Here is a 21,244-nt window from a genome sequence, read left to right on the forward strand (position 1 = left end):
TAAAAGAGACTCTCAATGAAATTCATGCTGATACGGCGTGCCGATGCGGCCACCGAAAATGGCGTTATGCCATCCCAGGAAATGCTTGCCGCCATGGCTGATTACAACGAGCGCATGATGCAAGCCGGTGTACTCGTAAGCGGCAACGGCTTACATCCAACAAGCGATGGCTGCCTGATCCAGTTCAATAACGGCACTCCCACTATCCTCCCCGGCCCTCTGGCTCCTGCCAGTGAGCGTATCGCTGGTTATAGCGTGCTGGAGACACCTTCACTTGACGTCGCTTTGGAGTGGGCACAACAGTGGCCAACGCTGGATGCCGACGGCAACGTACTCCTTGAGCTAAGGCGCTACTTTACACTTGAGGAGTTTGAGCCCGGCGCAGGCCTGGATAAGCATCACGACCATGCTCGCGTACCGGATGCCATGAATGTGTATGTCGCCTTTCCTGGCACCTGCCGGGAAGCCATGCAGTTCTATGCCGACGTGCTCGGCGGCCACATAGAGTGCTTGCTGACTTACGCAGAAACCCCAGCAGCGGAACATGTCCCCCCTTCACTGCATGACCGCATCATCCACGCCTCGCTGAACCTACGCGGTCGTCGCTTGATGGGCGCCGACATGGCGCCTGAACAGTACATGCCACCACAAGGCGTGCAGATTCAGCTGGAGTATCAGGAGATCGAGCAAGCCTCCCTAACCTTTACACGGCTTGCCGAAGGCGGAGAGGTGATCATGCCTTTTGAACCAACATTCTGGTCTGCAGGGTTTGGCATGGCCACTGACCGCTTTGGCGTGCAGTGGATGATCAATGTGTCGGCGGATAGTTGCCTTTCTACTGAAGGAGAAACGCCATGAAATATGCGGCCTTAGTGTACTACCAGGAACAACTTATTAGTGCCATGAGCGACCAGGCGTGGCATGACCTTAATCAGGAGTGCATCGCGGGGGTAGAGCGATTGAGTGCTCAAGGAAATTACCTAGCCGGTGAAGCGCTGCAGCCAATAGACACTGCTACCACGGTGCGTGTACGCAATGGCGAGACAGTGATTACCGACGGCCCGTTTGCGGAAACCAAAGAACAGCTGGCCGGTTTTTACCTGCTCGAAGCGCGTGATTTAAACGAGGCCCTACAGCTAGCCAGCCGCATTCCACCCGCGAGACTCGGCAGCATTGAAGTACGCCCCATTCGAGAACTCCCGCCCAAAGCCCAGACTGGAGAAGCATCATGAGCACCACCACTCAACGCTATATTGATGGTTTCGTCGCGGCCGTGCCCACGGCTAATAAAGAAATATTCATCGAGCACGCCCGTGTTGCTGCCGAAGTTTTCAAAGAGCATGGCGCGCTGCGGGTAGTCGAGTGCTGGGGCGAGGATGTCCCCGAAGGGGAAATCACCTCTTACTCCATGGCTGTTCAGCGCAAGGATAATGAAACCATTATCTTTTCGTGGATCGAATGGCCATCCCGCGCCGTGCATGATGAGGCGATGCCCAAGGTCATGAAGGACCCGCGCTTACAGCCGGATATCAATCCAATGCCGTTTGATGGCAAGCGGGCGATATTCGGTAGTTTTGCCACGCTTATCGATGAGTGACCAAGCTTCTGCCTGGCTTTCATGACTCTGAATAAGGGCCGCCTCTGCGTAACGTCCGGACGGCCCGTCATCCACGTTTAATGCTGGCGAGCCTGGTCAGTGATGCGCCCTTCGACCTGATAATCCACGCCACCTAACGAAACCATATAGTCACGCAACATTTCCCAGTCGGTATTGCCAACAATGGTGCTGCGCTCATCCTCATAGGCGGCTTCTAACGCGGTATGGCTGTCGCCACCAGCTGCGGTAAAATGGTTGGTGGCGATGGTGTAGGTACTTTCAGGGTCTACCGGCTGCAACATGCCATTCTGCGTCACCTTCAGGCTTACAACGCGCTCACCAACGGGTTGGCGACTGTCATATACCAACTCGGTACCGTTCGACACCTGCAGGAAACCGCCGTTTTCATCCGGGGCATTTGCCAGTCCAATCTCGAACGTTTCCAAAAGCTCCGCGCCCGTCACGCTCACCAGCGCCAGGCGATTGCCAAACGGCTGCACGGCAACCAGCTCACCCACACTCACATCACCCTGGGCGATGGGCTCACGAATACCGCCGCTATTTTGAATGGCCAGCACGGTTCCCGGGTTCACCCGGCGGGCAGCAACAAGCTGACCATCGGCAATCAGATTTCCCAGCGCCGTTTCATCGGCACGCACGCTCTGTTCATCACCCTTGCCGTGGCGGGGGTTAGGCAGGGCTGAAACCACCCGAGCGCCCACCAGCGTATCGCGTACCTCCTCAATTTTCGCGGTATACGGCGCCAAGAGGGCGGCAGCTTCGGCGTCTGGCTCGCGCTCTGCGGTGGCAAGCAGCTCCCCGTTAGCCTCCAGTACGTTGCCATTATCATCGAACGTTACCTGCATGACGCCCAGGTGCTGACCGTACTCGCCTGCCTGACCAATCACGGTGGGCGCTATCGGCTCGCCCCGGTCGTTTTCGGTTAGCATAACAGGGGCTTGCAAGTGAGTATGGCTGTGCCCGCCGATGATCACGTCCACTCCTTCCACATGCTGGGCGAGCAGCAGGTCATTGCCCATACTCGGGTCGCTGTCGTAACCTAGGTGAGTAAGCGCGACGATCTTGTTGACCCCTTGGGCTTCAAACGCTTCCACCATCGCTTCAGCGGCCGCCCTATAATCGCTAATGGTTACCTTACCGGGGCTGGAGACGGTCTCGCTGCCTTGCGTGCTTAGCCCGAAGATGCCGATTCGCTCGCCACCTTGCTCTACCACAATGCCATCGTAAAGGTGGCCAGGCTTAGGCTTATGTTCGAGCCCAGTGCTGATCGAATTGCCTAGTAGATCGGCAAACTCGGGCGAGGTAGAGAAGTCCAGATTCGCGCCCACAATGGGGAAGTCAGCGGCGGTAAAGAAAGCCGCAAGAGCCTGATGGCCCTCTTCCGGATCGCCCAGGTCGAACTCATGGTTACCGGGCACGAACGCGTCATAGCCCATCAGGTTCATGAACTCGACGGCGTCCTGCCCTTGGTATTCGGTGAAATAGAGCGTACCCGAAAAGATATCCCCAGCGTACAGCAGCAAGCCATCGCCGAACCGCTCGCGCGCCTCGTCCAGCGTGGTGATGAGCTGAGGGTAGTGGTCGGTACGTCCGTGCAGGTCATTGGTATGAAAAATGGTCAGCGTATAGGGCGCAGCATACGCCGAGGTAGTAAGCAGCCCCGCCGCTATCCCTAGCGTAATACTGTGAGGAATAAGACGCATCAGTATGGTTCCTTTTATATAAGCGTTATAGCAAAACGATAGCGTGCCCTAAAAGCCTGACAAATTGGTGACGGTCCTTATGCATGTCATTTCAGCGCACTCATTTACCTTAGCTTAAGTGATACAAAAATAGCCTTTTACCTCATTTTGCTCACGGCAACAGGCAGACTAAATAGTCCTCACTGTTCCAACCACCATGTCATGAGATAGAGATAAAACCGTCATCTTCGCTACACCCAAGTGTCATCAACAGCTGCCACTCTATGGAGCCATCACTCCATGCTAGGCAAGCTACAGCTGCGTTGCCTCTGATATCTCCTCTCTTGGGAAGCTCACAATGCACAAGTCACTCCTCGCGCTTGCACTCTCCACCGCCGCAACGCTGGCAACGACCGCCACCACCTACGCCAATGAAGATTTAAGCGACATCTGTCCTAATCCGCTGCGTATGGCCGACACGGGGATTGAAGGCATGGGGCCACTGGCAGAAGCGTTTGGCCCCTTCGCTGAGGCGTTTGAGGAAACGACCGGACTTGAGCTTAAGATGTTTAGCCTAAGCAACCGTACGGCGGCGGGAACAGCGCTTCAATATGACGATGTGGACCTGGTATTTGCCGGTCCTTCGGAATTCGTGCTGTTCGATCGCGAAAGCGATATTGAAATCCTGTTCGCCATCGAGCGCCCACACTATGGCAGCAGCTTCTATGTGCCCGCCGATAGCGATATCGAATCTCTTGAAGATTTAGCAGGCAATCGCGTAGCGCTGAAGGATGTTGGCTCTACCAGTGGACATATTTTCCCAAGCCAAATGCTGGTGGATGCCGGGCTGGATATTAACCGGGACCTGGAAATTATCATGGCTGGCGACGCGCGTATTGCTGCCCTGATCAATGGCGATGTCGATGCCATGGGCGGCGGCAATCGCGACATTGATGAGATTCAGGCAATGGATCCTAACGGCGAATACCGTGTTATCGCCACTAGCGATGTACTGCCTGGCGACCCCGTGGTTATGCGGGGCTCTTTAGATGATGCCTGTAAAACAGCACTGCGTGACACGCTAAATGCCAATGCCGATACGCTGTGGAGTGCATTGATTGCCACAGAGCGCAACGAAGGCAAATTCTTAAACCGAGACTCATCGCTGGGCTTTGACCGCACCAATGAAGATTACGACGTAGTCCGTCAAGCGTACGAAGCCGCGGGCATTCCCCTTTAACGGTTAGGTACCCAACATGCACAGGGACGTGCCGTTTAAAGGTTTCAACATGATGGCCTATAACTTCCCCCTCCTGGCAGTAACGCAGGAGGTTTTTGTATGAATGCGATCACGATTACTGACTTGCATAAATACTACGCAAAGCTTCATGTACTACGCGGCTTAAATCTCAGCGTTACTCAAGGCGAATGCGTTATTTTGCTGGGCGCCAATGGGTGCGGCAAATCGACGTTGATGCGCTGTCTCAACGGATTGGCCCCCCACGACCAAGGCAGTATCCACATCCTGGGTGAGCCGCTAACGCGCCTGTCGACAGCCCAAATGCGCAGGCTGCGCCAGAAAATAGGCGTTGTGTTCCAGCAGTTCAATCTGGTGCAAAACGTGAGTGTTTTTCAAAACGTTTTATACGGTGCACTTGGCCAGCAGCGTTTAGGACTTCTCACCAGCCTTGCCTGTTTCGCCAGTGATGAGCTGCGCGAGCGGGCGATGGCGGCGCTTGAGCGAGTAGGGTTGGCGCATAAAGCACAGGCTGAATGTCGGGCACTTTCAGGCGGCCAACAGCAGCGCGTGGCCATCGCCAGAACACTTATGCAGGATGCCGAAATTATTATTGCCGATGAGCCTGTTGCCAGCCTTGATCCTAAAGCCGGCCGTGAAATCATGGATTTATTGCTGGATGTCGTGACAGAGCGAGGCATGACGGTGCTCTGCACGCTGCATCAGCTAGAGCTCGCCCAGCAATACGGCGACCGTATTGTGGGGATGAAAGCAGGAAGAATTGTCCTGGACTCGCCACGCCAACAGGTCGAATTAGACGATATGCAGCAACTGTATCAAGGCGAGACCCGTGTCGATCAACCACTGCTTTCGACCCCTACTCGTTTAACGCCCGTTCCCCACTAACTGCCGAGAGCAGCCCATGCCTACTAATCGTCCGCTTGCGACGGCGTTGCCGCCCCGATTTAAACGACCGTCACTGTTTACCTGGGGTATTGCGCTGGCGTTTTTAGCCCTGTTTATTCAAGGCACCATGGCGACCAACGTCACGCTTGAGCGCTTGCTGCGCGGGGTCGTGAATCTGAGCCATTTTTTGGGCCGCGCTTTCCCTCCCGATCTCAGCAATCTAGATGTATTGGCATGGTCGATGTTTGAAACGCTAAACATTGCCATTGTGGGCGTGACGATTGGGGTAATACTTAGCCTACCGTTTGCCTTGCTGTCGGCGCGTAATACCACCCCCGCCTCCTGGGTTCGCACCCTAACGCGGTTTATTGTTTCGACGATGCGCACCATTCCAGATTTGATTTGGGCGCTTATTTTCGTGGTGGCCGTTGGCTTGGGCCCCATGGCTGGCGTGCTGGCGATCATCATGGACACCATTGGTTTTGCAGCGCGCTTTTTCTCGGAACGTATCGAAGAAGTCCACCCGGGCCCTTCTGAAGCGCTTAGCGCTACCGGTGCGGGTAAGCTTTCAGTGATCGGCGGCGCAATTTTGCCGGAGACGCTGGCTTCCATGACCGCGACTAGCCTATATAGCGTCGAAAAGGCCCTGCGCTCAGCGGTTACGTTAGGCCTGGTCGGCGCTGGCGGCATCGGTGTTGAGTTAGCTGCTGCCATGCGGCTTTTCAATTTTGATCGCGCACTGACTATTATTCTATTCATTCTGGTGGTCGTGATTGCCTTTGAGCAATTGTCCTCACAAATCCGGAAACGAGTGATTTAGCGCACAATCAAATATAAGCGCTTACTTATCTAAAATCGCCGTTGGCTGTCACTATAAATGCGCTAATACAGAAGGCCGCGGCGTCTCCGGAATACTCATTCAAATTCCCCTTTCACGCTTTAACTTAAGTTCAATCCCGGGCCGCCCGCTTTTACAACCCTCCCCCCTTGACTACCTTTTGACCAATACATCTGCGCATTAAAGAGGACTGATACCAGGATAAAAAACAAGGGATCCATGGAGGAATGCCCACATGAACCGACCGTGCACGATTACGTTTGATGATAAAACATTAACCGGCAACGCCGATGAACCGCTAATCGACTTTCTAAAAGCCCAAGGCATTAACTTACCCAGCGTCTGCTATCACCCCTCCCTGGGGCCTATCGAAACCTGCGATACGTGCTGGGTTAATGTTAACGGCGAGATAAAACGAGGCTGTACGCTGCGTACCGAAGAGGGTCTTAACGTTTCCAGCCAAGACAGAGAGGCCGAAGCCGCTCGCCATGAAGGAATGGATCGCTTGTTAGCCAAGCACGAGCTTTACTGCACCGTATGCGAGAACAACAATGGCGACTGCACGGTGCACAATGCACTGGTAGAAATGCAGATACCCATCCAGCGCTACGAATTCACGCCCAAGCCTCATGAAAAGGATACTTCTAGCCCTTTCTACACCTACGACCCGGACCAGTGCATTCTGTGCGGCCAATGCGTGGAAGCGTGCCAAAACGTCGAAGTTAATGAGACGCTGAGCATCGACTTTTCCAGCGAAAACCCGCGCGTACTCTGGGATGGTGGCGAAAAGATCAACGACTCAAGCTGCGTACATTGCGGCCACTGTGTAACGGTTTGTCCGTGTAATGCGCTGCAGGAAAACAGCATGTACGGCCAGACAGGCCCGCTGACCGCACTGCCCTGGTCGCTTAAACGGCCGATGATTGAAATAGTCAAGGAAGTCGAAAACACCACCAGCGCCATACCCATCACCGGTGTTTCAGAACTGGATGCCGCTTTGCGCGAGCCGGGCATCAAACGTACAAAAACGGTATGCACCTACTGCGGTGTAGGCTGCGCGTTTGAGATGTGGACCCGTGATCGCAACATTCTTAAGGTTCAGCCCACGCCAGATGCCCCGGCTAACGGTATCTCCACCTGCATCAAGGGCAAATTTGCCTGGGACTTTGTAAACAGTGAAAAACGCCTCACGACACCGCTGATTCGGGAAAAGGGTCAGTTCCGTGAAGCCAGTTGGGACGAAGCGCTGGATCTGGTGGCGAGCCAACTGATAAGCGTGCGCGACACCCACGGCCCACAGAGCGTGGGCTTTATTGGCTCCAGTAAAGCCAGCAACGAAGAGGCCTACCTAACGCAGAAAATTGCCCGGCTGATTATTGGTACCAACAGCGTGGATAACTCATCCCGCTACTGCCAAAACCCGGCGACTAAAGGGCTTTTCCGCACTGTGGGTTACGGTGGCGACGCCGGTACCATCAAGGACATAGAGCAGGCTGAAGTAATGGTGCTGGTAGGCAGTAATACCGCCGAAAACCACCCAGTGATTGCCTCGCGCATCAAGTCCTCACAGAAGCTGCATGGCCAAAAGCTGGTGGTGTTCGACCCGCGCAAACATGAAATGGCCGAGCGGGCGAATCTTTTCATGCGCCCCAATGTCAGCACCGATTTAATCTGGGCGTCGGCGCTATCACGCTATATGTTCGATAACGACCTGGCCGACCATGAATTCCTCGGGCGCTGGGTCAATAACGTCGATGAGTATCGTGAATCGCTGACGCCGTTTACGCTTGATTTTGCCGAGCAGAAAACCGGCATTCCCAAACAGCAATTGATTGAGGCCGCTGAATTAATCGGCCGGGCAAAACGTGTCTGCCTGCTATGGGCCATGGGAATTACGCAGCATAGCCACGGTTCGGATACCAGCACCGCGCTCTCCAACCTGCTGTTGGTCACGGGTAACTACGGCAAACCGGGCACCGGTGGCTACCCCATGCGCGGTCATAACAATGTGCAGGGGGCCAGCGACTTTGGCTGCCTGCGCAATATGTATCCAGGCTATGAAAAGGTTACCGACGAAGACGCCCGTAAGCGGTGGGCCAAAGGGTGGGGCGTTAAGCCTGAACAGCTCTCCAGTGAAATCGGTTATGGCAACTTCCTGATGGTGCAAGCCGCCGCCGAGGACAAGCTTAAAGCCATGTACATTATTGGCGAGGAAACGGCCTTCTCCGACTCCAATACCCATAACGTCCATTCCGCGTTTGAAAGTCTCGATTTTATGGTAGTGCAGGATGTCTTCTTGAGCCGTACCGCAGAGTTTGCCGATGTCGTGCTGCCCGCCTGCCCCAGCGTCGAGAAAGACGGCTCCTTTGTTAATACCGAGCGGCGTATTCAGCGCTTCTACCAAGTGCTTGATCCACTGGGCGACAGCCGCCCAGATTGGCGTATTTTAACGGACCTTGCCGCGCAAATGGGCCACGACTGGGGCTATAACCACCCCTCCGAGATCATGGCAGAGTGCGCATCTATATCCCCCATGTTCGCGGGGGTCAGCTACGAGCGCCTGGAAGGCTGGAAGTCGTTGCTCTGGCCGGTTGCCGAGGACGGCACCGATACGCCACTGCTGTATACCGATGGATTTCCGACGGAGGATGGCAAAGCTAGCCTGTTTCCGCTGGAGTGGAAAGAGCCTTCAGAGGCCTCGGATAAAGAGTACGGCCTAATGTTGAACAACGGTCGTCTGTTGGAACAGTTTCAGGGAACCAATCAGACTGGCCGCTCGCCGGGTATTTGTGACCAGGTAGCCCATGGGTTTGTTGAAGTTAGCCCCGAGCTTGCCGCCGAGCGCGGGATCGAAGACGGCACATGGGTCAAGATAGCTTCACGTCGGGATAGCATTGAGTTTCCAGCTATCGTCACCGAGCGTGCCGCAGGAAAAACTCTTTTTATGCCCATTCACTTCGGCAAACTGGGGGTTAACTCGCTGACCGGCGAACATAACGACCCCGATGTGCAAACACCTGCCTATAAGGAAGTTGCCGTAAAGCTTGAAGTGCTCGACAAACACACCGCCCTCCCGCTCCCCAGTAACAACTACCGCTACGGCCACCGTACGCCCAATAAGGGCGTTGCGGTCGAGGTCAAATGGGCAAAGGATGACTACCAGCTTCCGCCTGCCCAGCAAACCAATCCGAGGAAAATGTGATGGCCGAACGAATTTCCTACGACGTGCCGCCGCCTACTATCGGCCCGGATGCTCAGGAGGAACTTGATAGGCTGGTGCAAACGCTCCATGAGCACGGTCTGCTGCGGTTTGCCAATGACATGGTTGCCTCTAATCATGAGCTAATGCGTATTGCGGTAGACGGGTTAAATAAACCCGGCTCGCTTAACACTATTCAGAACTTATCGGTCATCGTGATGACGCTTTCAACGCTACCACCAGATCGGTTTTACCAAGTGATATTTGCGCTTAAAGAGGGAATTGAGCAGGTTGGCAACCATCGCCATGAGGACAAGGCCAAGCACAAGGAGCAAGCACGAAGCCAGGACAAAGAGAAAGAAGAAAAAGACAGCGCCCCCGGCATCACCGGGGTGTATCACATGCTCAAAGATGACGAGCTGTGGTATGCCCTTAAACCGATTCTGGCAGGCCTGCGGGCTTTTTCCGAGCGGCTGGACCAGCCCATAGATAAACCGGTGACGGATTTCACCAGCAAGCCTACCGAAGGGCCTTAAACATATTGCTTAAGGCTGTGTATGGTTATTAACGGTGGCGTGAGTTTAATCCTTCTCAAGATAGACAGTCCGAGAGGGGAAGGCAAAATCGGCGTCATGACCATGCACGATAGTGATGATATTAAGGTAGATATCTTGCTGGATCGCCAGCCATTCAGCCCATTTCGTGGTCCTGGTAAAACCATAGACCATAATATTTAGTGAGGAATCCGCAAATTCGTTGAAGTAGACGAGGAGAGTCTGCGTGAAATCAATGCCGTCGTGCTTCTGAAGCATCGCGCGAATATCGTTGACGACGGCGGCAACCTTGTCGGCATCCTCGTACCTGAGGCCGACCGTAGTACTGATGCGCCTGTTACGCATCTGCCCCGGATTTTCGACGCTGATCGTTGAGAAAACGGAGTTAGGGACGAAGAGCGGGCGGTTATCGAAGGTGATGATCTTCGTCATTCTCCAACCGATTTCCTCGACGGTACCCTCAATATTACGGTCTGGAGAACGAATCCAGTCGCCAAACTTGAAGGGGCGGTCGAAATAGAGCATCACGCCGGAGAAAACATTGCTTAGAACATCCCGTCCGGCAATACCGATGGCGATACCGCCGAAGCCGCCAAAGGCCAAGAGGCCCGAAAAGCTCAGGCCCAGATGTTCACTGAACAAAAGCAGTAACACCAGCACCATTGCAAGTTTAAGGATGCGAGCGATGCTTGTGGCCGAGGTTTTATCGCTTCCCTTCGTTACCTGATCGGCCGTCAGGCGGTTAATCAGCAGGAAGGTTTGCTGCATGGCGGTCAGACCAATAGCCACCAAGGTCAGGTCGTCAATGATATCCGGCTTTATGGCGGAGACCTTCCTGTCGACCAGTATCTGATTGATGGTCTTATTCAGAGTCAGCAGGAAACCCGCATTCGCGGCGAACAGAACAACGTGAACGGAGATGCTGTGGGACCAGCTCTTTCTTTTCCGCATGATAAAACCGGAGGCCAGCGCGACCGTCAGAAAAGCTATCAAGAGCCCCGCATTTATCCAGTCGTTGATCATCATGTTTCCGTTCCTTGTTCCAGGAGCCGCCAATTTCGCCCAGCTTCATCGCCATGTAAAACCAGTGTTCATTCATGAATACCCATCCAAGCATGGCAAATCTTCTTTATTAAAACGTCATTAGAGCCTAATAAAACATACCACTTCTTAGCAACGCACTACCAATATGCTCAAGCAACATCACAGAACGTAGTGGCATGCGCCCACGGCTCTTTTTAGTTGTCCGTGAAAACCCTATTGTCCTAATAACACTGCAGCACACCCAACGGTAAAAAAAATAGCCAACGAATCTTTTATTATAAAATTCCTCTTTCAGTTGCTTTTATCAGGTTGTAATCTATTAATAATAACGCCGTTAAAAAGCAGGCCTATCAATAAGTAAACAAACGGCGATTGATATTTATGTCACTAGTTTTTCACTGTCCTGACTTGGCAATGTCATCGTTACCGGCCACACTAAGTTAAAATATGATTAAGGGGCGTATCGTTTATGCGGCTATGTATTGTGAGTGAAACGTGGTCACCCGATATTAATGGCGTTGCGCACACGCTAAGCCGCATTAACCACGAACTGCACCAGCAGGGCGTAACGGTCGACGTGATTCGCCCGCGCCCCAAAGTACCCGGAAGCGCTACGCATATTGCCCAGGAAATGCAGGTTAAATCTGTCGCTTTACCTGGCTATGCGGAAGTACAGGTAGGCTTGGTAACGCCCGCTAAGCTGCGCCGTTTCTGGCGTAAGTACCGTCCTGATACGATCTATCTTGCTACCCAAGGCCCGCTTGGCTGGGCGGCACGACATGCGGCGAGGCAACTCAATATTCCTCTGGTGGCGGGCTGGCATACCAACTTTGACCACTACTGCCACGATTACGGTGTGTCGTGGTTATCCTCTGCCACGCGGCGCTATTTACGCTACTTTCATAATGGTTGTACCACCACGCTGGTCCCCACCCATTTACAAGCCGAGACGCTACGCCGCCAAGGCATTCACGGTGTTAAGGTGCTGTCGCGCGGGATCGACGGAGAGTGCTTTTCACCCGCTTTTCGTGATAGCGCGTTACGCCGTCAATGGGGAGTGAGTGACCATCAGCCCGTGGCCATTTATGTCGGTCGTTTAGCCGCTGAGAAAAACCTCACGCTACTCCAGGAAACACTGCAAGCCATGCGTGAAGTGCGCCCGGATATGGCCCAGGTCATTGTGGGCGATGGCCCAGCGCGTACGCAGCTTGAAAAGGCGCTACCTGATGCACACTTCACCGGGTTCATCGATAAACATGAATTAGCCCGCCACTATGCTAGCGCCGATATCTTTGTCTTCCCTTCGCTGTCAGAAACCTGGGGCAATGTGATTACGGAAGCCATGGCCAGTGGTCTGGCTGTTGTGGCCTATCAATACGCAGCAAGCGCTGAACTGATCGAAAATGATCAAAACGGAATGACGATAGCGCTTGATGATGGCGACGCATTTCAGCAAGCGGCGGTCGAGCTTTGCCAACACCCCGCCGACTATGCACGGCTAGGGCGTGTTGCGCGCCATCGCGCACTTGAGCAAAGCTGGTCGGGCATTGCAGACCAGTTTATGCAGTACCTTCAGCAAGCCCAGGAGAATTATCATGCGTCCGCGCCCGCTTGTCGTATTCGATCGTCTTGATTTACTGGAGTGGCGTCTCTGCCAGCGGGTGACACGACTCAACCTGTTTCGCCCGTGGCGAATTCTCTTGCAAGCCGCCAGTCGAATAGGTGACTGGCCTATCTGGGTACTGCTGATAGCCGCTCAGCCCTGGCTACAGCCGGATGGAACCTGGCGTATGGTGCAATACACCAGCATCGCACTGCTGGCGATGGCGGCTTATCGCTTAATCAAAACGCGGTTATGCCGCGAGCGGCCCTTTATTACCTACCTAGGGGGCGTGCATTGCGGTGAGCCTGCGCGTGATCGTTACAGTTTCCCCAGTGGCCACACCATGCACGCCGTAATGTTTAGCGTACTGGTGGCGGCTCATACGCCGTGGCTACTTCCCTTGGTATTGCCTTTGGCCCTGCTGATTGCAGTTTCCCGTGTTGGCCTCGGACTCCACTACATTAGCGATGTTCTTGCAGGCGCCGCTATGGGTTATGGCTTTGCTCTACTTAGCCTCTATTGGGCAGGCTAGGGTCTGTCTGAAAAGTTGACGAGCGAAGACAAGACAAGGCAAAAATTGGCGAAAAAACGGAGTTTACATGTGTAAATGAGTATTTTGAGCCAATTTTTAACGCCGTATTGTCGAGCGCAGACACTTTTCAGACAGAGCCTAAGCATTAACTATTCGCCAATTTAACCACGACGCACTACGTTAAAACCAACCCTGTCATTTACTTGGTCTTGCGAAGGCGGCATACGCCCTCTCGCATTCATTAAGGAGTGATGTGATGACCATGACGGTTGGTGAGCTTTTTATTGCACTGGTGATTATCTCTCTCGCGCTCGTCGCAAGTAATGCGCTGCGGCTCCGGATTGGCTGGCTACGTAGGCTATTCTTACCCAGTTCCGTCATTGCTGGTCTTGTGCTTTTATTGATGGGCCCAGACGTTATCGGACGCTTGCTGCCTACTTTTTTTGAAGAAAGCCCCGGTCTTTTCCCCGCGTATGTACAAGAGAGCTGGTCTGCGCTACCTGGCCTTTTGATCAACGTGGTATTTGCTGCCCTCTTTATCGGTAAAACGATTCCTGGCATTCGTACTATTTGGCTGCGCGCAGGCCCCCAGGTCGTTGTTGGACAAACAATGGCGTGGGGCCAATACGTGGTGGGTCTGACGCTGGCGCTGTTGATACTTGCCCCCTTGTTTAATATGAACCCCATGGCGGGTGCCCTTATTGAAATTGGCTTTGAAGGCGGCCATGGTACGGCCGCTGGCATGGCCGATACGTTCTCTGACCTGGGGTTTGAAGAAGGCGCTGACCTTGCACTTGGTCTCGCCACCGTGGGCATTGTTTCCGGTGTACTCATTGGCACGCTCATGATTAACATTGCCGCGCGCCGCAACATCATTACGCCCAGCAACGAGAACGATGAACCTGATGACATGATCCGTGAGGACAGTCGTCCTTCTACTGAAGAGTTTAGCGAATTTAAAAAAGACCTCATGCATGAAGCAGGAACCACTGACCCGCTTAGCCTGCATATTGGGTTGGTGGGCATTGCCATTTTAATAGGTTGGCTGCTGCTCTCTGGCCTGCAGTGGGTTGAGCAAGCCACTTGGGCAAGCAATGGAGGTCTTGAGATATTAGCGCACGTGCCGCTATTTCCTATCGCGATGATTGGCGGCGTCATCGTCCAGTTAGTGATCACGCGCTTTGGCCTGGAGCACCATGTTTCCACACGTACCATGGCGCGAATTGCTGGCACCGCGCTTGATTTCACCATTGTCGCTGCACTTGCCACGCTGTCACTCACCACCCTGGGGGAATACTTCCTGCCCTTTTTACTGCTTGCCGTCGCCGGCATTGCTTGGGGGTTATTCGTTCTTATCGTGATTGCCCCCCGAGTGATTCCAGAAGGCTGGTTTGAGCGAGGCATTGGAGACTTTGGGCAATCCATGGGGGTCACAGTGACGGGCTTATTGCTGATGAGAATGGCTGACCCCAGCAATAAATCCGGCGCGCTTGAGAGCTTTGGCTATAAGCAGCTCATGTTTGAACCGGTAGTAGGTGGTGGGTTATTTACCGCCGCTGCTTTGCCCTTGATAGGCGAGTTTGGTGCGCTCGCCATACTGGGCTTTTCAGCTATTTTAACCGTCGGCTGGTTAGTCTTTGGCCTGCTGTACTTCGGACGCATGGTGCCCGACAGAGGCCGTGGCCGCTGGCAGAAAAAGTAGCCCGCCGCGTTATGCTCACCCCAAACGATCATGCCCACTTGCGTGGGCATGATCGTTTGTGTACGTATTCTTTTTAGAACGCGCCGTTGGGCGGTAACCATCAAATATCAGGCGGCATATCTTCGCGATCTTCTATTGTGATCATAAAAGAGGTTTTAAACATCATGTATAACCCGATAGCTGAAAATCCCAAGAACAGCACAAACATGCATAACATCAATCCCATCGCCATAACGCTTGTCCCTGAAATGCGCGGCTGCTGCATTGGCATGTTCTAACCGCTTAGATTTAGTATGCTGCAAGGATAGACTATATCGGTGGCTTCATCTGTACAAAGCTTGTGCAAATTATAATTAATAAACAAAACTTTATAATTTTCAATGGCTTAAAAAATACGCAACGCAAAAAGACCACACCGCTTACGCGAAATGGTCGTTTTGCATCTCTGCCGATCCTTGGCTTCGACGATTGGCATATCCTTACGCCAATACATATGAGCGGATGAGTGTCCTTTAACGTCCTGTTCTCTACTTGGCTCCTGCCTTCCCTTGTTTCCTATCAATCCGCTCATGTTGTTCCTACTCATAATACTGCAGGCTTTAGGCCAACTGCCAGAAAATAAACAAAAAGCCAACAAAATCAAAAATTTGTAATAAAAACACTTTCCTAAAAACAACGAAAAACTCTCTTTAACCGTGTGCAAAAAAGGCACATGCGACAAAAATACCTGCTCATCGAATGGTCACCGTGACACCAATCACCACTTGGGAAGCTGAACGTTTGGCTATTGCTCACTTTATTTCGGCAAAAACGTACTACTTCTTACCCTAACGTGTTATTGCTGGCTAATATAAAGAGAAGGCAAGATACTTCGAAGGCGCGCTTGGTATGGGCTACTGCGTTGCTGATGGCAGCCTTACTGTTTTATGCAAGAATGGTTTTACGCAGGACTGTTTCTACTCACGACTATTTCTGATCAACAAGAAGGGATCATTCAATGAAACGCACATGGGCGATGGGTGTAGTGCTATTAACCACACTGCTGGCGATCAGCGGTTGTAATACGATTCATGGCGCGGGAGAGGATATCTCGGAAGGCGGCCAGGCGATTGAAAGAGCAGCGGAATAACCATAATGATGACCGTCTATCTTTCACACGGCCTGGAAAGCGGGCCCGGTGCCTTGAAAATTCAGGCACTCAAAGGGATCGCCGAAACGCTCGATGATTGTGAGCCGGTCGTTATGGATTACCGTGGCATGGCAGAGCCCCCCAGGCGGCTGGATCACCTGTTGGATACTCTGTCAAAACGCAATGATAATCCCGCAGCGTGTGTGCTAGCGGGTTCTAGCTTGGGAGGATGGCTGAGCGCTGCGGTTAGCGCTCAGCATCCCCTTTTAGGTTGTTTTTTACTTGCCCCTGCGCTTGGCTTACCGGCGTACCCTGAAACCTCGCCGATGATTCAGGCTCAGCTTACCCATATCATCCACGGCTGGCAGGATGATGTCGTGCTGCCCGGCCCCGTTATTGAACGCGCCCGATTACAGCAACTCTCGTTACGGATGGTCGATGACGACCATCGTCTTCACGCTAGCCTGGACACCATACTGAGCGACTTTGAGCGTTTTCTAACGCAGTGCCAAGCGCTTACCAAGCAATCAATGCTCGTTTAGCGCGCACAGTGGCAGCGTTATTCGTCTGCCAGGGCGGGTAGCAACGTCTTTAATTTACGCGTTAGTGTATTGCGCCCCCAGCCTAACAATTCTGCTGCTTCTCCTTTACGCCCACCGGTGTGCTTTAACGCCGTCTCAATCAGAATTTTCTCAACGTCGGGTACGGCCTCTTCCAACAGATGTGTATGCCCTTCGGCCAGAGCACGGTCGGCCCATTCCCGAAAGGCGCTGCGCCATTCGCCATGACCGCCGCTTTCAGTTGCCTGGGGGGAGCGTAGCTCTGGCGGTAAATCCTCCACCAGAATTTCACGCCCAGACGCCATTACCGTTAACCAGCGACAGATATTTTCCAGTTGGCGCACGTTACCCGGCCACGCCAGGCGCGTCAGGTGCTCCTCGGTTTCGGCCGTGAGTACCTTGATGTCGGTGGCAAGTTCTTTGGCGGCTTCAGCAAGAAAATGCCGTGTGAGGCGTGGGATATCCTCACGGCGTTCGGCAAGGCGCGGCAAGTGAATGCGGATAACGTTCAGGCGATGGAAAAGGTCCTCACGAAAGCGCCCGTCATCCACCAGCGACTCAAGGTTCTGGTGCGTCGCGGCGATAATCCGCACGTCAACCTTGACCGGGGTGTGCCCGCCCACTCGGTAGAACTCACCGTCGGCCAATACGCGCAGCAAGCGAGTTTGGGTTTCAGCCGGCATATCGCCGATCTCATCCAGAAACAGCGTGCCGCCGTTGGCCTGCTCAAAGCGCCCCTGGCGCTGGGCAGCGGCCCCGGTAAACGCACCTTTCTCGTGGCCAAACAGTTCAGACTCAATCAGATCACGCGGGATGGCCGCCATGTTCAGGGCAATAAACGGCTTGCCCGCCCGGGGGCTGTGCTGGTGGAGTGCCTGGGCTACACGCTCTTTACCGGTGCCCGACTCGCCATTGATGAGCACAGTAATATGCGAATGAGAGAGTCGCCCAATGGCCCGAAACACCTCCTGCATGGCCGGCGCTTCACCAATGATTTCTGCGTTCAAACCTTCGGGAACGCTGATCGGCCGTTGGCGCTCGCGCGCATGAGCCACCGCCCGGCGCACAAGCGCCAGCGCTTCATCCACATCAAACGGCTTGGGCAGGTACTCAAACGCACCGCCTTGATAAGAGGCCACTGCGCTGTCGAGATCCGAATGAGCGGTCATGATGATGACCGGCAAATCCGGGTGCGCCTCACGGATGTGCGACATAAGATCCAGCCCATCAATGCCCGGCATGCGAATGTCAGTCACCAGCACATCCGGTGGGGTTGTCAGCAGTCGTTCCAGTACGGTATCGGCGCGTTCTATGCACTCTACATCAAGATCCGGCTGTGCCAATGCACGTTCAAGCACCCAGCGGATAGCGCGATCGTCATCCACAACGACCACCCGTGCAACCTCGTTACGTGTCGCCTCTATCATGATGCTTCTCCGGTACAATTAATAACCAATGGAATCAGTAAGCGGAACTCGGTGTGCCCGGGACGTGAGTCACATTCAATCAACCCTTGATGCTGATGCAGGATCGACTGAGCGATGGACAACCCCAATCCGCTGCCTTCAGCACGCCCTGACACCATCGGGTAGAAGAGCGTCTCTTTAAGTCCTTCCGGGATACCAGGGCCGTTATCGATCACACCCACCTCGCTCACTAACCGGTGGCGCTCAGCACCCAGGGTGAACTGACGCCGGGCACGGGTGCGCAGCATCAATTTGGGCACAGGGGTCTCGGCATCGCTCATGGCCTGCACGGCGTTCCTGGCCACGTTAAGCACGGCCTGGATCATCTGCGCCTCATCCCCGGAAAGGTCCGGCAGGCTAGGGTCGTAATCGCGGTGGATGGTGATATTCGGATGTTCAGCCACCAGCAGCGTTCTTACCCGCTCCAGCACTTTGTGGATGTTCACCGGCGCGTGCTTAACAATGCGATTCGGGCCAAGCATCGAATCCACCAGATCACGCAAGCGGTCAACCTCCTCCACGATGATATGGGTAAACTCACGCAATTCAGGCTTATCCAGGTCACGCTCTAATAGCTGAGCCGCCCCGCGGATGCCGCCCAGCGGATTTTTCACTTCATGGGCCAAGCCTCGGGCTAGCACTTTGATGGTTTCCTGGCGCGTGGTTAGCGCTTCCTCGCGGGAAATTTGCATCAAGCGGTCACGAGGCTCTACTTCCAGCAGAAGCTCGTCTGCCGACAGGGGCGTCACGGTGTAATCCACCGTCAGCGCTTCACCGTTAACCGGGGTAATGCGCGCCTCGCGCTGGGTGTAGGGATGAAAGGCATCCCGCGCCTTGGCCAACACCTGGTCAATACTTTCATCACCGCCCAGCAGGGTATCCTGGCTGCTCCCCTGCACACGGCTAAAGCTTACTGCCAACAGCGCTTCGGCGGCAGGGTTCATCCAGCGTACGCGGAGCTCACCGTCCAGCAGCAGCACTGCCATGGAGAGATGTTCTAGTAAACGCTGATACATGAAGTGTCCTGAATGTCGCTGATAAAAACGTTCAATACGCAAGAGAAACTGCAAAAAGCACGCCAGGTTGGCCCCTTTCATCAGCATGCACGCCTTATGGGCGCCAAGCCTTGATTCAACGAGCGTTAAGCGCGCAACCTGCCATGGTGCGATCCACCACATGCACTATTTTAGTGCATGGAGTACCGTTAAGGCGCACCCTCTCACTGGTTAAGTGCAATAAAAAACCCCGCCGAAGCGGGGTTTTAGGGCTATCGCGTCAAAACGCGATTAGCAGCTGTAGTACATATCAAATTCGATAGGGTGCGTGGTCATGCGAATACGCTCCACTTCTTCCATCTTGAGTTCGATATAGGCATCAATCATATCGTCGGTGAACACGCCACCTTCGGTCAGGAACGCACGGTCAGCGTCGAGCGCTTCCAGAGCCTGGTCCAGGCTGTTGGCAACGGTCGGTACCAACTTGCCTTCTTCTGGCGGCAGGTCGTACAGGTTCTTGTCCATGGCATCGCCAGGATGAATCTTGTTCTTGATGCCGTCGATACCTGCCATTAGCAGGGCAGCAAACGACAGGTACGGGTTAGCGGTCGGGTCAGGGAAGCGGGTTTCAACGCGCTTGCCTTTGGGGCTGACCGTATAGGGAATCCGGATAGAGGCGGAACGGTTACGGGCGCTGTAAGCCAGCATAACCGGCGCTTCAAACCCCGGCACCAAACGCTTGTACGAGTTGGTAGAGGCGTTGGTGAAGGCGTTCAGAGCGCGTGCGTGCTTGATCACACCGCCGATGTAATACAGCGCCATTTCCGACAGGCCTGCGTATTCATCACCGGCAAACTGGTTCTGACCATCTTTCCAGAACGACTGGTGAATATGCATACCAGAACCGTTGTCGCCAACCAGCGGCTTGGGCATGAAGGTCGCGGTTTTGCCGTACGCGTGGGCCACGTTGTGGATCACGTACTTCATTTCCTGAACTTCGTCCGCCTTCTTCACCAGCGTATTGAATTTAACGCCGATCTCGTTCTGCCCCGCATTCGCCACTTCGTGGTGGTGAACTTCAACGGTCTGACCAATCGCTTCCAGGGTGTTACACATAGCGCCACGGATATCGTGGAAGCTGTCGACCGGAGGAACCGGGAAGTAACCGCCTTTAACGCGCGGACGGTGCCCCAGGTTGCCGCCCTCTACCTGATTACTGGTCGCCCAGGCGCCCTCGTCGGAAGAAATCTTGTACATGGAACCCTGAATATCAGACTTCCAATGTACTTCGTCAAAAATAAAGAACTCAGGCTCCGGACCGAAGAAAGCAGTATCGCCCAGGCCGGTGGACTCCAGGTACGCCTCAGCGCGCTTAGCAATAGAACGCGGGTCACGATCATAGCCCTGCATCGTGGCTGGCTCAATGATATCGCAACGCAAAATCAGAGTAGCGTCTTCGGTGAAGGGGTCGAGGAAAGCAGTGCCATCTTCCGGGCGCAGGATCATGTCGGATTCGTTAATGCCTTTCCAGCCCTCGATTGAGGAGCCATCGAACATTTGACCATTTTCGAAGAACTCTTCGTCTACATCGCGGGCAGGCACGGTAACGTGCTGCTCTTTACCACGAGTATCGGTGAAACGCAGGTCCACCCACTTAACATCATGTTCTTCAATTAGCGCGAGAGTCTTGGCTGACATTGTGCCTCCGATATGGGCGTGGCTTAAAGCATGTAACAGTAAGCTATCGATAAAAGTGTTATTAGACAAACCCCGTCATTCAATAAAGTACGTGCCTGACAGGCCTATCCTTTTTGTTCGCTTAACATTTGCCTGAAATTGAATCACACATCGCCTAGCGATCATTTCAAACCGGCTATTGTTGTAGCACGCCGAGAGGCATCTGCCTACGGTGGCTAGCCGCTGACAAATATAATGCAGAGAACATGCCAATCCTGCACCAACATGACCGAAACAATTACTAACCTGTTGTTTTAAGGCATATAAAAGCTGCGTCTGCATGCCTCTCTATGACGCATAAGTATTTCCCGAGGCTTTTAAACACACACGGACCTGTTTTTTTGACCCAAAATAGATCAAACACAAGCATAAGCGCACCTAATTGGTGCATGAAAGACATAGAGCGCCCCTCTCGGCTTCCAACCCACCGCACAGCGCGTCA

The 21,244-nt window shown here is 53.8% G+C and carries 19 protein-coding genes; 13 read left to right on the plus strand and 6 right to left on the minus strand.

From position 1 onward, the window contains the following. Window positions 1–15: 15 nt before the first annotated feature. The 3 genes from ACT3R4_RS06980 to ACT3R4_RS06990 are packed head-to-tail and all read left to right on the plus strand — an operon-like array spanning window position 16 to window position 1,597. Window positions 16–858, plus strand: a complete 843-nt coding sequence (locus ACT3R4_RS06980; RefSeq protein WP_193056564.1) for a YciI family protein — start codon at window positions 16–18, stop codon at window positions 856–858. Beyond that, complete coding sequence (locus tag ACT3R4_RS06985; RefSeq protein ID WP_193056565.1) at window positions 855–1,232, plus strand: YciI family protein; 378 nt, start codon at window positions 855–857, stop codon at window positions 1,230–1,232. The genes ACT3R4_RS06980 and ACT3R4_RS06985 overlap by 4 nt, the downstream gene beginning before the upstream one ends. Further along, on the plus strand, window positions 1,229–1,597 hold the full coding sequence (locus tag ACT3R4_RS06990) for a DUF1428 domain-containing protein (protein WP_193053616.1): 369 nt from the start codon (window positions 1,229–1,231) through the stop codon (window positions 1,595–1,597). Before ACT3R4_RS06985 ends, ACT3R4_RS06990 begins: the two co-directional genes overlap by 4 nt. Window positions 1,598–1,674: 77 nt before the next feature. On the opposite strand, the gene ACT3R4_RS06995 is transcribed toward ACT3R4_RS06990, so the two are convergent. Then, window positions 1,675–3,321: a bifunctional metallophosphatase/5'-nucleotidase gene (locus ACT3R4_RS06995; protein ID WP_193056566.1), complete on the minus strand. Its 1,647-nt coding sequence runs from the start codon at window positions 3,319–3,321 to the stop codon at window positions 1,675–1,677. A 337-nt stretch (window positions 3,322–3,658) separates the two neighbouring features. Between ACT3R4_RS06995 and phnD the strand changes: the two genes are divergently transcribed. The 5 genes from phnD (at window position 3,659) to ACT3R4_RS07020 (ending at window position 10,016) form a co-directional block, all read left to right on the plus strand. Then, window positions 3,659–4,540, plus strand: coding sequence for a phosphate/phosphite/phosphonate ABC transporter substrate-binding protein (gene phnD, locus ACT3R4_RS07000; RefSeq protein WP_193056567.1), 882 nt, complete (start codon window positions 3,659–3,661; stop codon window positions 4,538–4,540). A 99-nt stretch (window positions 4,541–4,639) separates the two neighbouring features. Then, complete coding sequence (gene phnC / locus ACT3R4_RS07005; RefSeq protein WP_193056568.1) at window positions 4,640–5,443, plus strand: phosphonate ABC transporter ATP-binding protein; 804 nt, start codon at window positions 4,640–4,642, stop codon at window positions 5,441–5,443. Window positions 5,444–5,459: 16 nt separating this feature from the next. After that, window positions 5,460–6,263, plus strand: coding sequence for a phosphonate ABC transporter, permease protein PhnE (phnE, locus tag ACT3R4_RS07010; protein WP_193056569.1), 804 nt, complete (start codon window positions 5,460–5,462; stop codon window positions 6,261–6,263). A 253-nt stretch (window positions 6,264–6,516) separates the two neighbouring features. Next, complete coding sequence (gene fdhF, locus ACT3R4_RS07015; protein ID WP_193056570.1) at window positions 6,517–9,483, plus strand: formate dehydrogenase subunit alpha; 2,967 nt, start codon at window positions 6,517–6,519, stop codon at window positions 9,481–9,483. Beyond that, the gene (locus ACT3R4_RS07020; RefSeq protein WP_441678152.1) at window positions 9,483–10,016 is read left to right on the plus strand and encodes a helical membrane plugin domain-containing protein; all 534 of its coding nucleotides are present in this window, start codon (window positions 9,483–9,485) and stop codon (window positions 10,014–10,016) included. The genes fdhF and ACT3R4_RS07020 overlap by 1 nt, the downstream gene beginning before the upstream one ends. A gap of 45 nt (window positions 10,017–10,061) precedes the next feature. Here the strand turns inward: ACT3R4_RS07020 and ACT3R4_RS07025 are convergent, their stop codons facing one another. Further along, entirely contained in the window at window positions 10,062–11,060 is a 999-nt protein-coding gene (locus ACT3R4_RS07025) for a mechanosensitive ion channel family protein (protein WP_441678150.1), read from the minus strand. Between the two features lie 487 nt (window positions 11,061–11,547). Here ACT3R4_RS07025 and ACT3R4_RS07030 point away from each other — a divergent pair, with 487 nt between their 5' ends. The 3 genes from ACT3R4_RS07030 to ACT3R4_RS07040 all read left to right on the plus strand — a co-directional run bounded on the left by ACT3R4_RS07030 (window position 11,548) and on the right by ACT3R4_RS07040 (window position 14,915). Further along, window positions 11,548–12,711, plus strand: a complete 1,164-nt coding sequence (locus ACT3R4_RS07030; RefSeq protein ID WP_441678148.1) for a glycosyltransferase family 4 protein — start codon at window positions 11,548–11,550, stop codon at window positions 12,709–12,711. Further along, entirely contained in the window at window positions 12,674–13,213 is a 540-nt protein-coding gene (locus tag ACT3R4_RS07035) for a phosphatase PAP2 family protein (protein ID WP_441678146.1), read from the plus strand. Before ACT3R4_RS07030 ends, ACT3R4_RS07035 begins: the two co-directional genes overlap by 38 nt. A gap of 256 nt (window positions 13,214–13,469) precedes the next feature. Continuing rightward, on the plus strand, window positions 13,470–14,915 hold the full coding sequence (locus ACT3R4_RS07040) for a sodium/glutamate symporter (RefSeq protein WP_441678144.1): 1,446 nt from the start codon (window positions 13,470–13,472) through the stop codon (window positions 14,913–14,915). Between the two features lie 100 nt (window positions 14,916–15,015). On the opposite strand, the gene ACT3R4_RS07045 is transcribed toward ACT3R4_RS07040, so the two are convergent. Continuing rightward, the gene (locus ACT3R4_RS07045) at window positions 15,016–15,186 is read right to left on the minus strand and encodes a hypothetical protein (RefSeq protein ID WP_441678142.1); all 171 of its coding nucleotides are present in this window, start codon (window positions 15,184–15,186) and stop codon (window positions 15,016–15,018) included. 726 nt (window positions 15,187–15,912) lie between these two features. Here ACT3R4_RS07045 and ACT3R4_RS07050 point away from each other — a divergent pair. Together ACT3R4_RS07050 and ACT3R4_RS07055 are read left to right on the plus strand one after the other, a co-directional pair. Continuing rightward, the gene (locus ACT3R4_RS07050; RefSeq protein WP_087108872.1) at window positions 15,913–16,044 is read left to right on the plus strand and encodes an entericidin A/B family lipoprotein; all 132 of its coding nucleotides are present in this window, start codon (window positions 15,913–15,915) and stop codon (window positions 16,042–16,044) included. A 5-nt stretch (window positions 16,045–16,049) separates the two neighbouring features. After that, window positions 16,050–16,586, plus strand: a complete 537-nt coding sequence (locus ACT3R4_RS07055; RefSeq protein WP_441678140.1) for a YqiA/YcfP family alpha/beta fold hydrolase — start codon at window positions 16,050–16,052, stop codon at window positions 16,584–16,586. 17 nt (window positions 16,587–16,603) lie between these two features. Here the strand turns inward: ACT3R4_RS07055 and ntrC are convergent, their stop codons facing one another. The 3 genes from ntrC to glnA form a co-directional block, all read right to left on the minus strand. Next, window positions 16,604–18,031, minus strand: a complete 1,428-nt coding sequence (ntrC, locus tag ACT3R4_RS07060; protein WP_172117681.1) for a nitrogen regulation protein NR(I) — start codon at window positions 18,029–18,031, stop codon at window positions 16,604–16,606. Continuing rightward, window positions 18,028–19,086, minus strand: a complete 1,059-nt coding sequence (glnL, locus tag ACT3R4_RS07065) for a nitrogen regulation protein NR(II) (RefSeq protein WP_441678233.1) — start codon at window positions 19,084–19,086, stop codon at window positions 18,028–18,030. Before glnL ends, ntrC begins: the two co-directional genes overlap by 4 nt. Before the next feature lie 270 nt (window positions 19,087–19,356). Continuing rightward, window positions 19,357–20,763, minus strand: coding sequence for a glutamate--ammonia ligase (glnA, locus tag ACT3R4_RS07070; protein ID WP_172117682.1), 1,407 nt, complete (start codon window positions 20,761–20,763; stop codon window positions 19,357–19,359). Between the last annotated feature and the right edge of the window lie 481 nt (window positions 20,764–21,244).

The organism is Halomonas sp. AOP7-E1-9, from assembly GCF_052376035.1.
GTDB classification, from domain to species: Bacteria; Pseudomonadota; Gammaproteobacteria; order Pseudomonadales; family Halomonadaceae; genus Vreelandella; species Vreelandella citrativorans.

Bases quoted from the DNA above. Each gene is read 5' to 3' on its own strand.
- ACT3R4_RS07030 (WP_441678148.1), top strand. From the start codon at position 11,548: ATGCGGCTATGTATTGTGAGTGAAACGTGGTCACCCGATATTAATGGC.
- phnE (WP_193056569.1), top strand. From the start codon at position 5,460: ATGCCTACTAATCGTCCGCTTGCGACGGCGTTGCCGCCCCGATTTAAA.
- ACT3R4_RS07035 (WP_441678146.1), top strand. From the start codon at position 12,674: ATGCGTCCGCGCCCGCTTGTCGTATTCGATCGTCTTGATTTACTGGAG.
- ACT3R4_RS06985 (WP_193056565.1), top strand. From the start codon at position 855: ATGAAATATGCGGCCTTAGTGTACTACCAGGAACAACTTATTAGTGCC.
- ACT3R4_RS07040 (WP_441678144.1), top strand. From the start codon at position 13,470: ATGACCATGACGGTTGGTGAGCTTTTTATTGCACTGGTGATTATCTCT.
- phnD (WP_193056567.1), top strand. From the start codon at position 3,659: ATGCACAAGTCACTCCTCGCGCTTGCACTCTCCACCGCCGCAACGCTG.
- glnA (WP_172117682.1), bottom strand. From the start codon at position 20,763: ATGTCAGCCAAGACTCTCGCGCTAATTGAAGAACATGATGTTAAGTGG.
- glnL (WP_441678233.1), bottom strand. From the start codon at position 19,086: ATGTATCAGCGTTTACTAGAACATCTCTCCATGGCAGTGCTGCTGCTG.
- ntrC (WP_172117681.1), bottom strand. From the start codon at position 18,031: ATGATAGAGGCGACACGTAACGAGGTTGCACGGGTGGTCGTTGTGGAT.
- ACT3R4_RS07020 (WP_441678152.1), top strand. From the start codon at position 9,483: ATGGCCGAACGAATTTCCTACGACGTGCCGCCGCCTACTATCGGCCCG.
- ACT3R4_RS07025 (WP_441678150.1), bottom strand. From the start codon at position 11,060: ATGATGATCAACGACTGGATAAATGCGGGGCTCTTGATAGCTTTTCTG.
- phnC (WP_193056568.1), top strand. From the start codon at position 4,640: ATGAATGCGATCACGATTACTGACTTGCATAAATACTACGCAAAGCTT.
- ACT3R4_RS06995 (WP_193056566.1), bottom strand. From the start codon at position 3,321: ATGCGTCTTATTCCTCACAGTATTACGCTAGGGATAGCGGCGGGGCTG.
- fdhF (WP_193056570.1), top strand. From the start codon at position 6,517: ATGAACCGACCGTGCACGATTACGTTTGATGATAAAACATTAACCGGC.
- ACT3R4_RS06990 (WP_193053616.1), top strand. From the start codon at position 1,229: ATGAGCACCACCACTCAACGCTATATTGATGGTTTCGTCGCGGCCGTG.
- ACT3R4_RS06980 (WP_193056564.1), top strand. From the start codon at position 16: ATGAAATTCATGCTGATACGGCGTGCCGATGCGGCCACCGAAAATGGC.
- ACT3R4_RS07045 (WP_441678142.1), bottom strand. From the start codon at position 15,186: ATGCCAATGCAGCAGCCGCGCATTTCAGGGACAAGCGTTATGGCGATG.
- ACT3R4_RS07055 (WP_441678140.1), top strand. From the start codon at position 16,050: ATGATGACCGTCTATCTTTCACACGGCCTGGAAAGCGGGCCCGGTGCC.
- ACT3R4_RS07050 (WP_087108872.1), top strand. From the start codon at position 15,913: ATGAAACGCACATGGGCGATGGGTGTAGTGCTATTAACCACACTGCTG.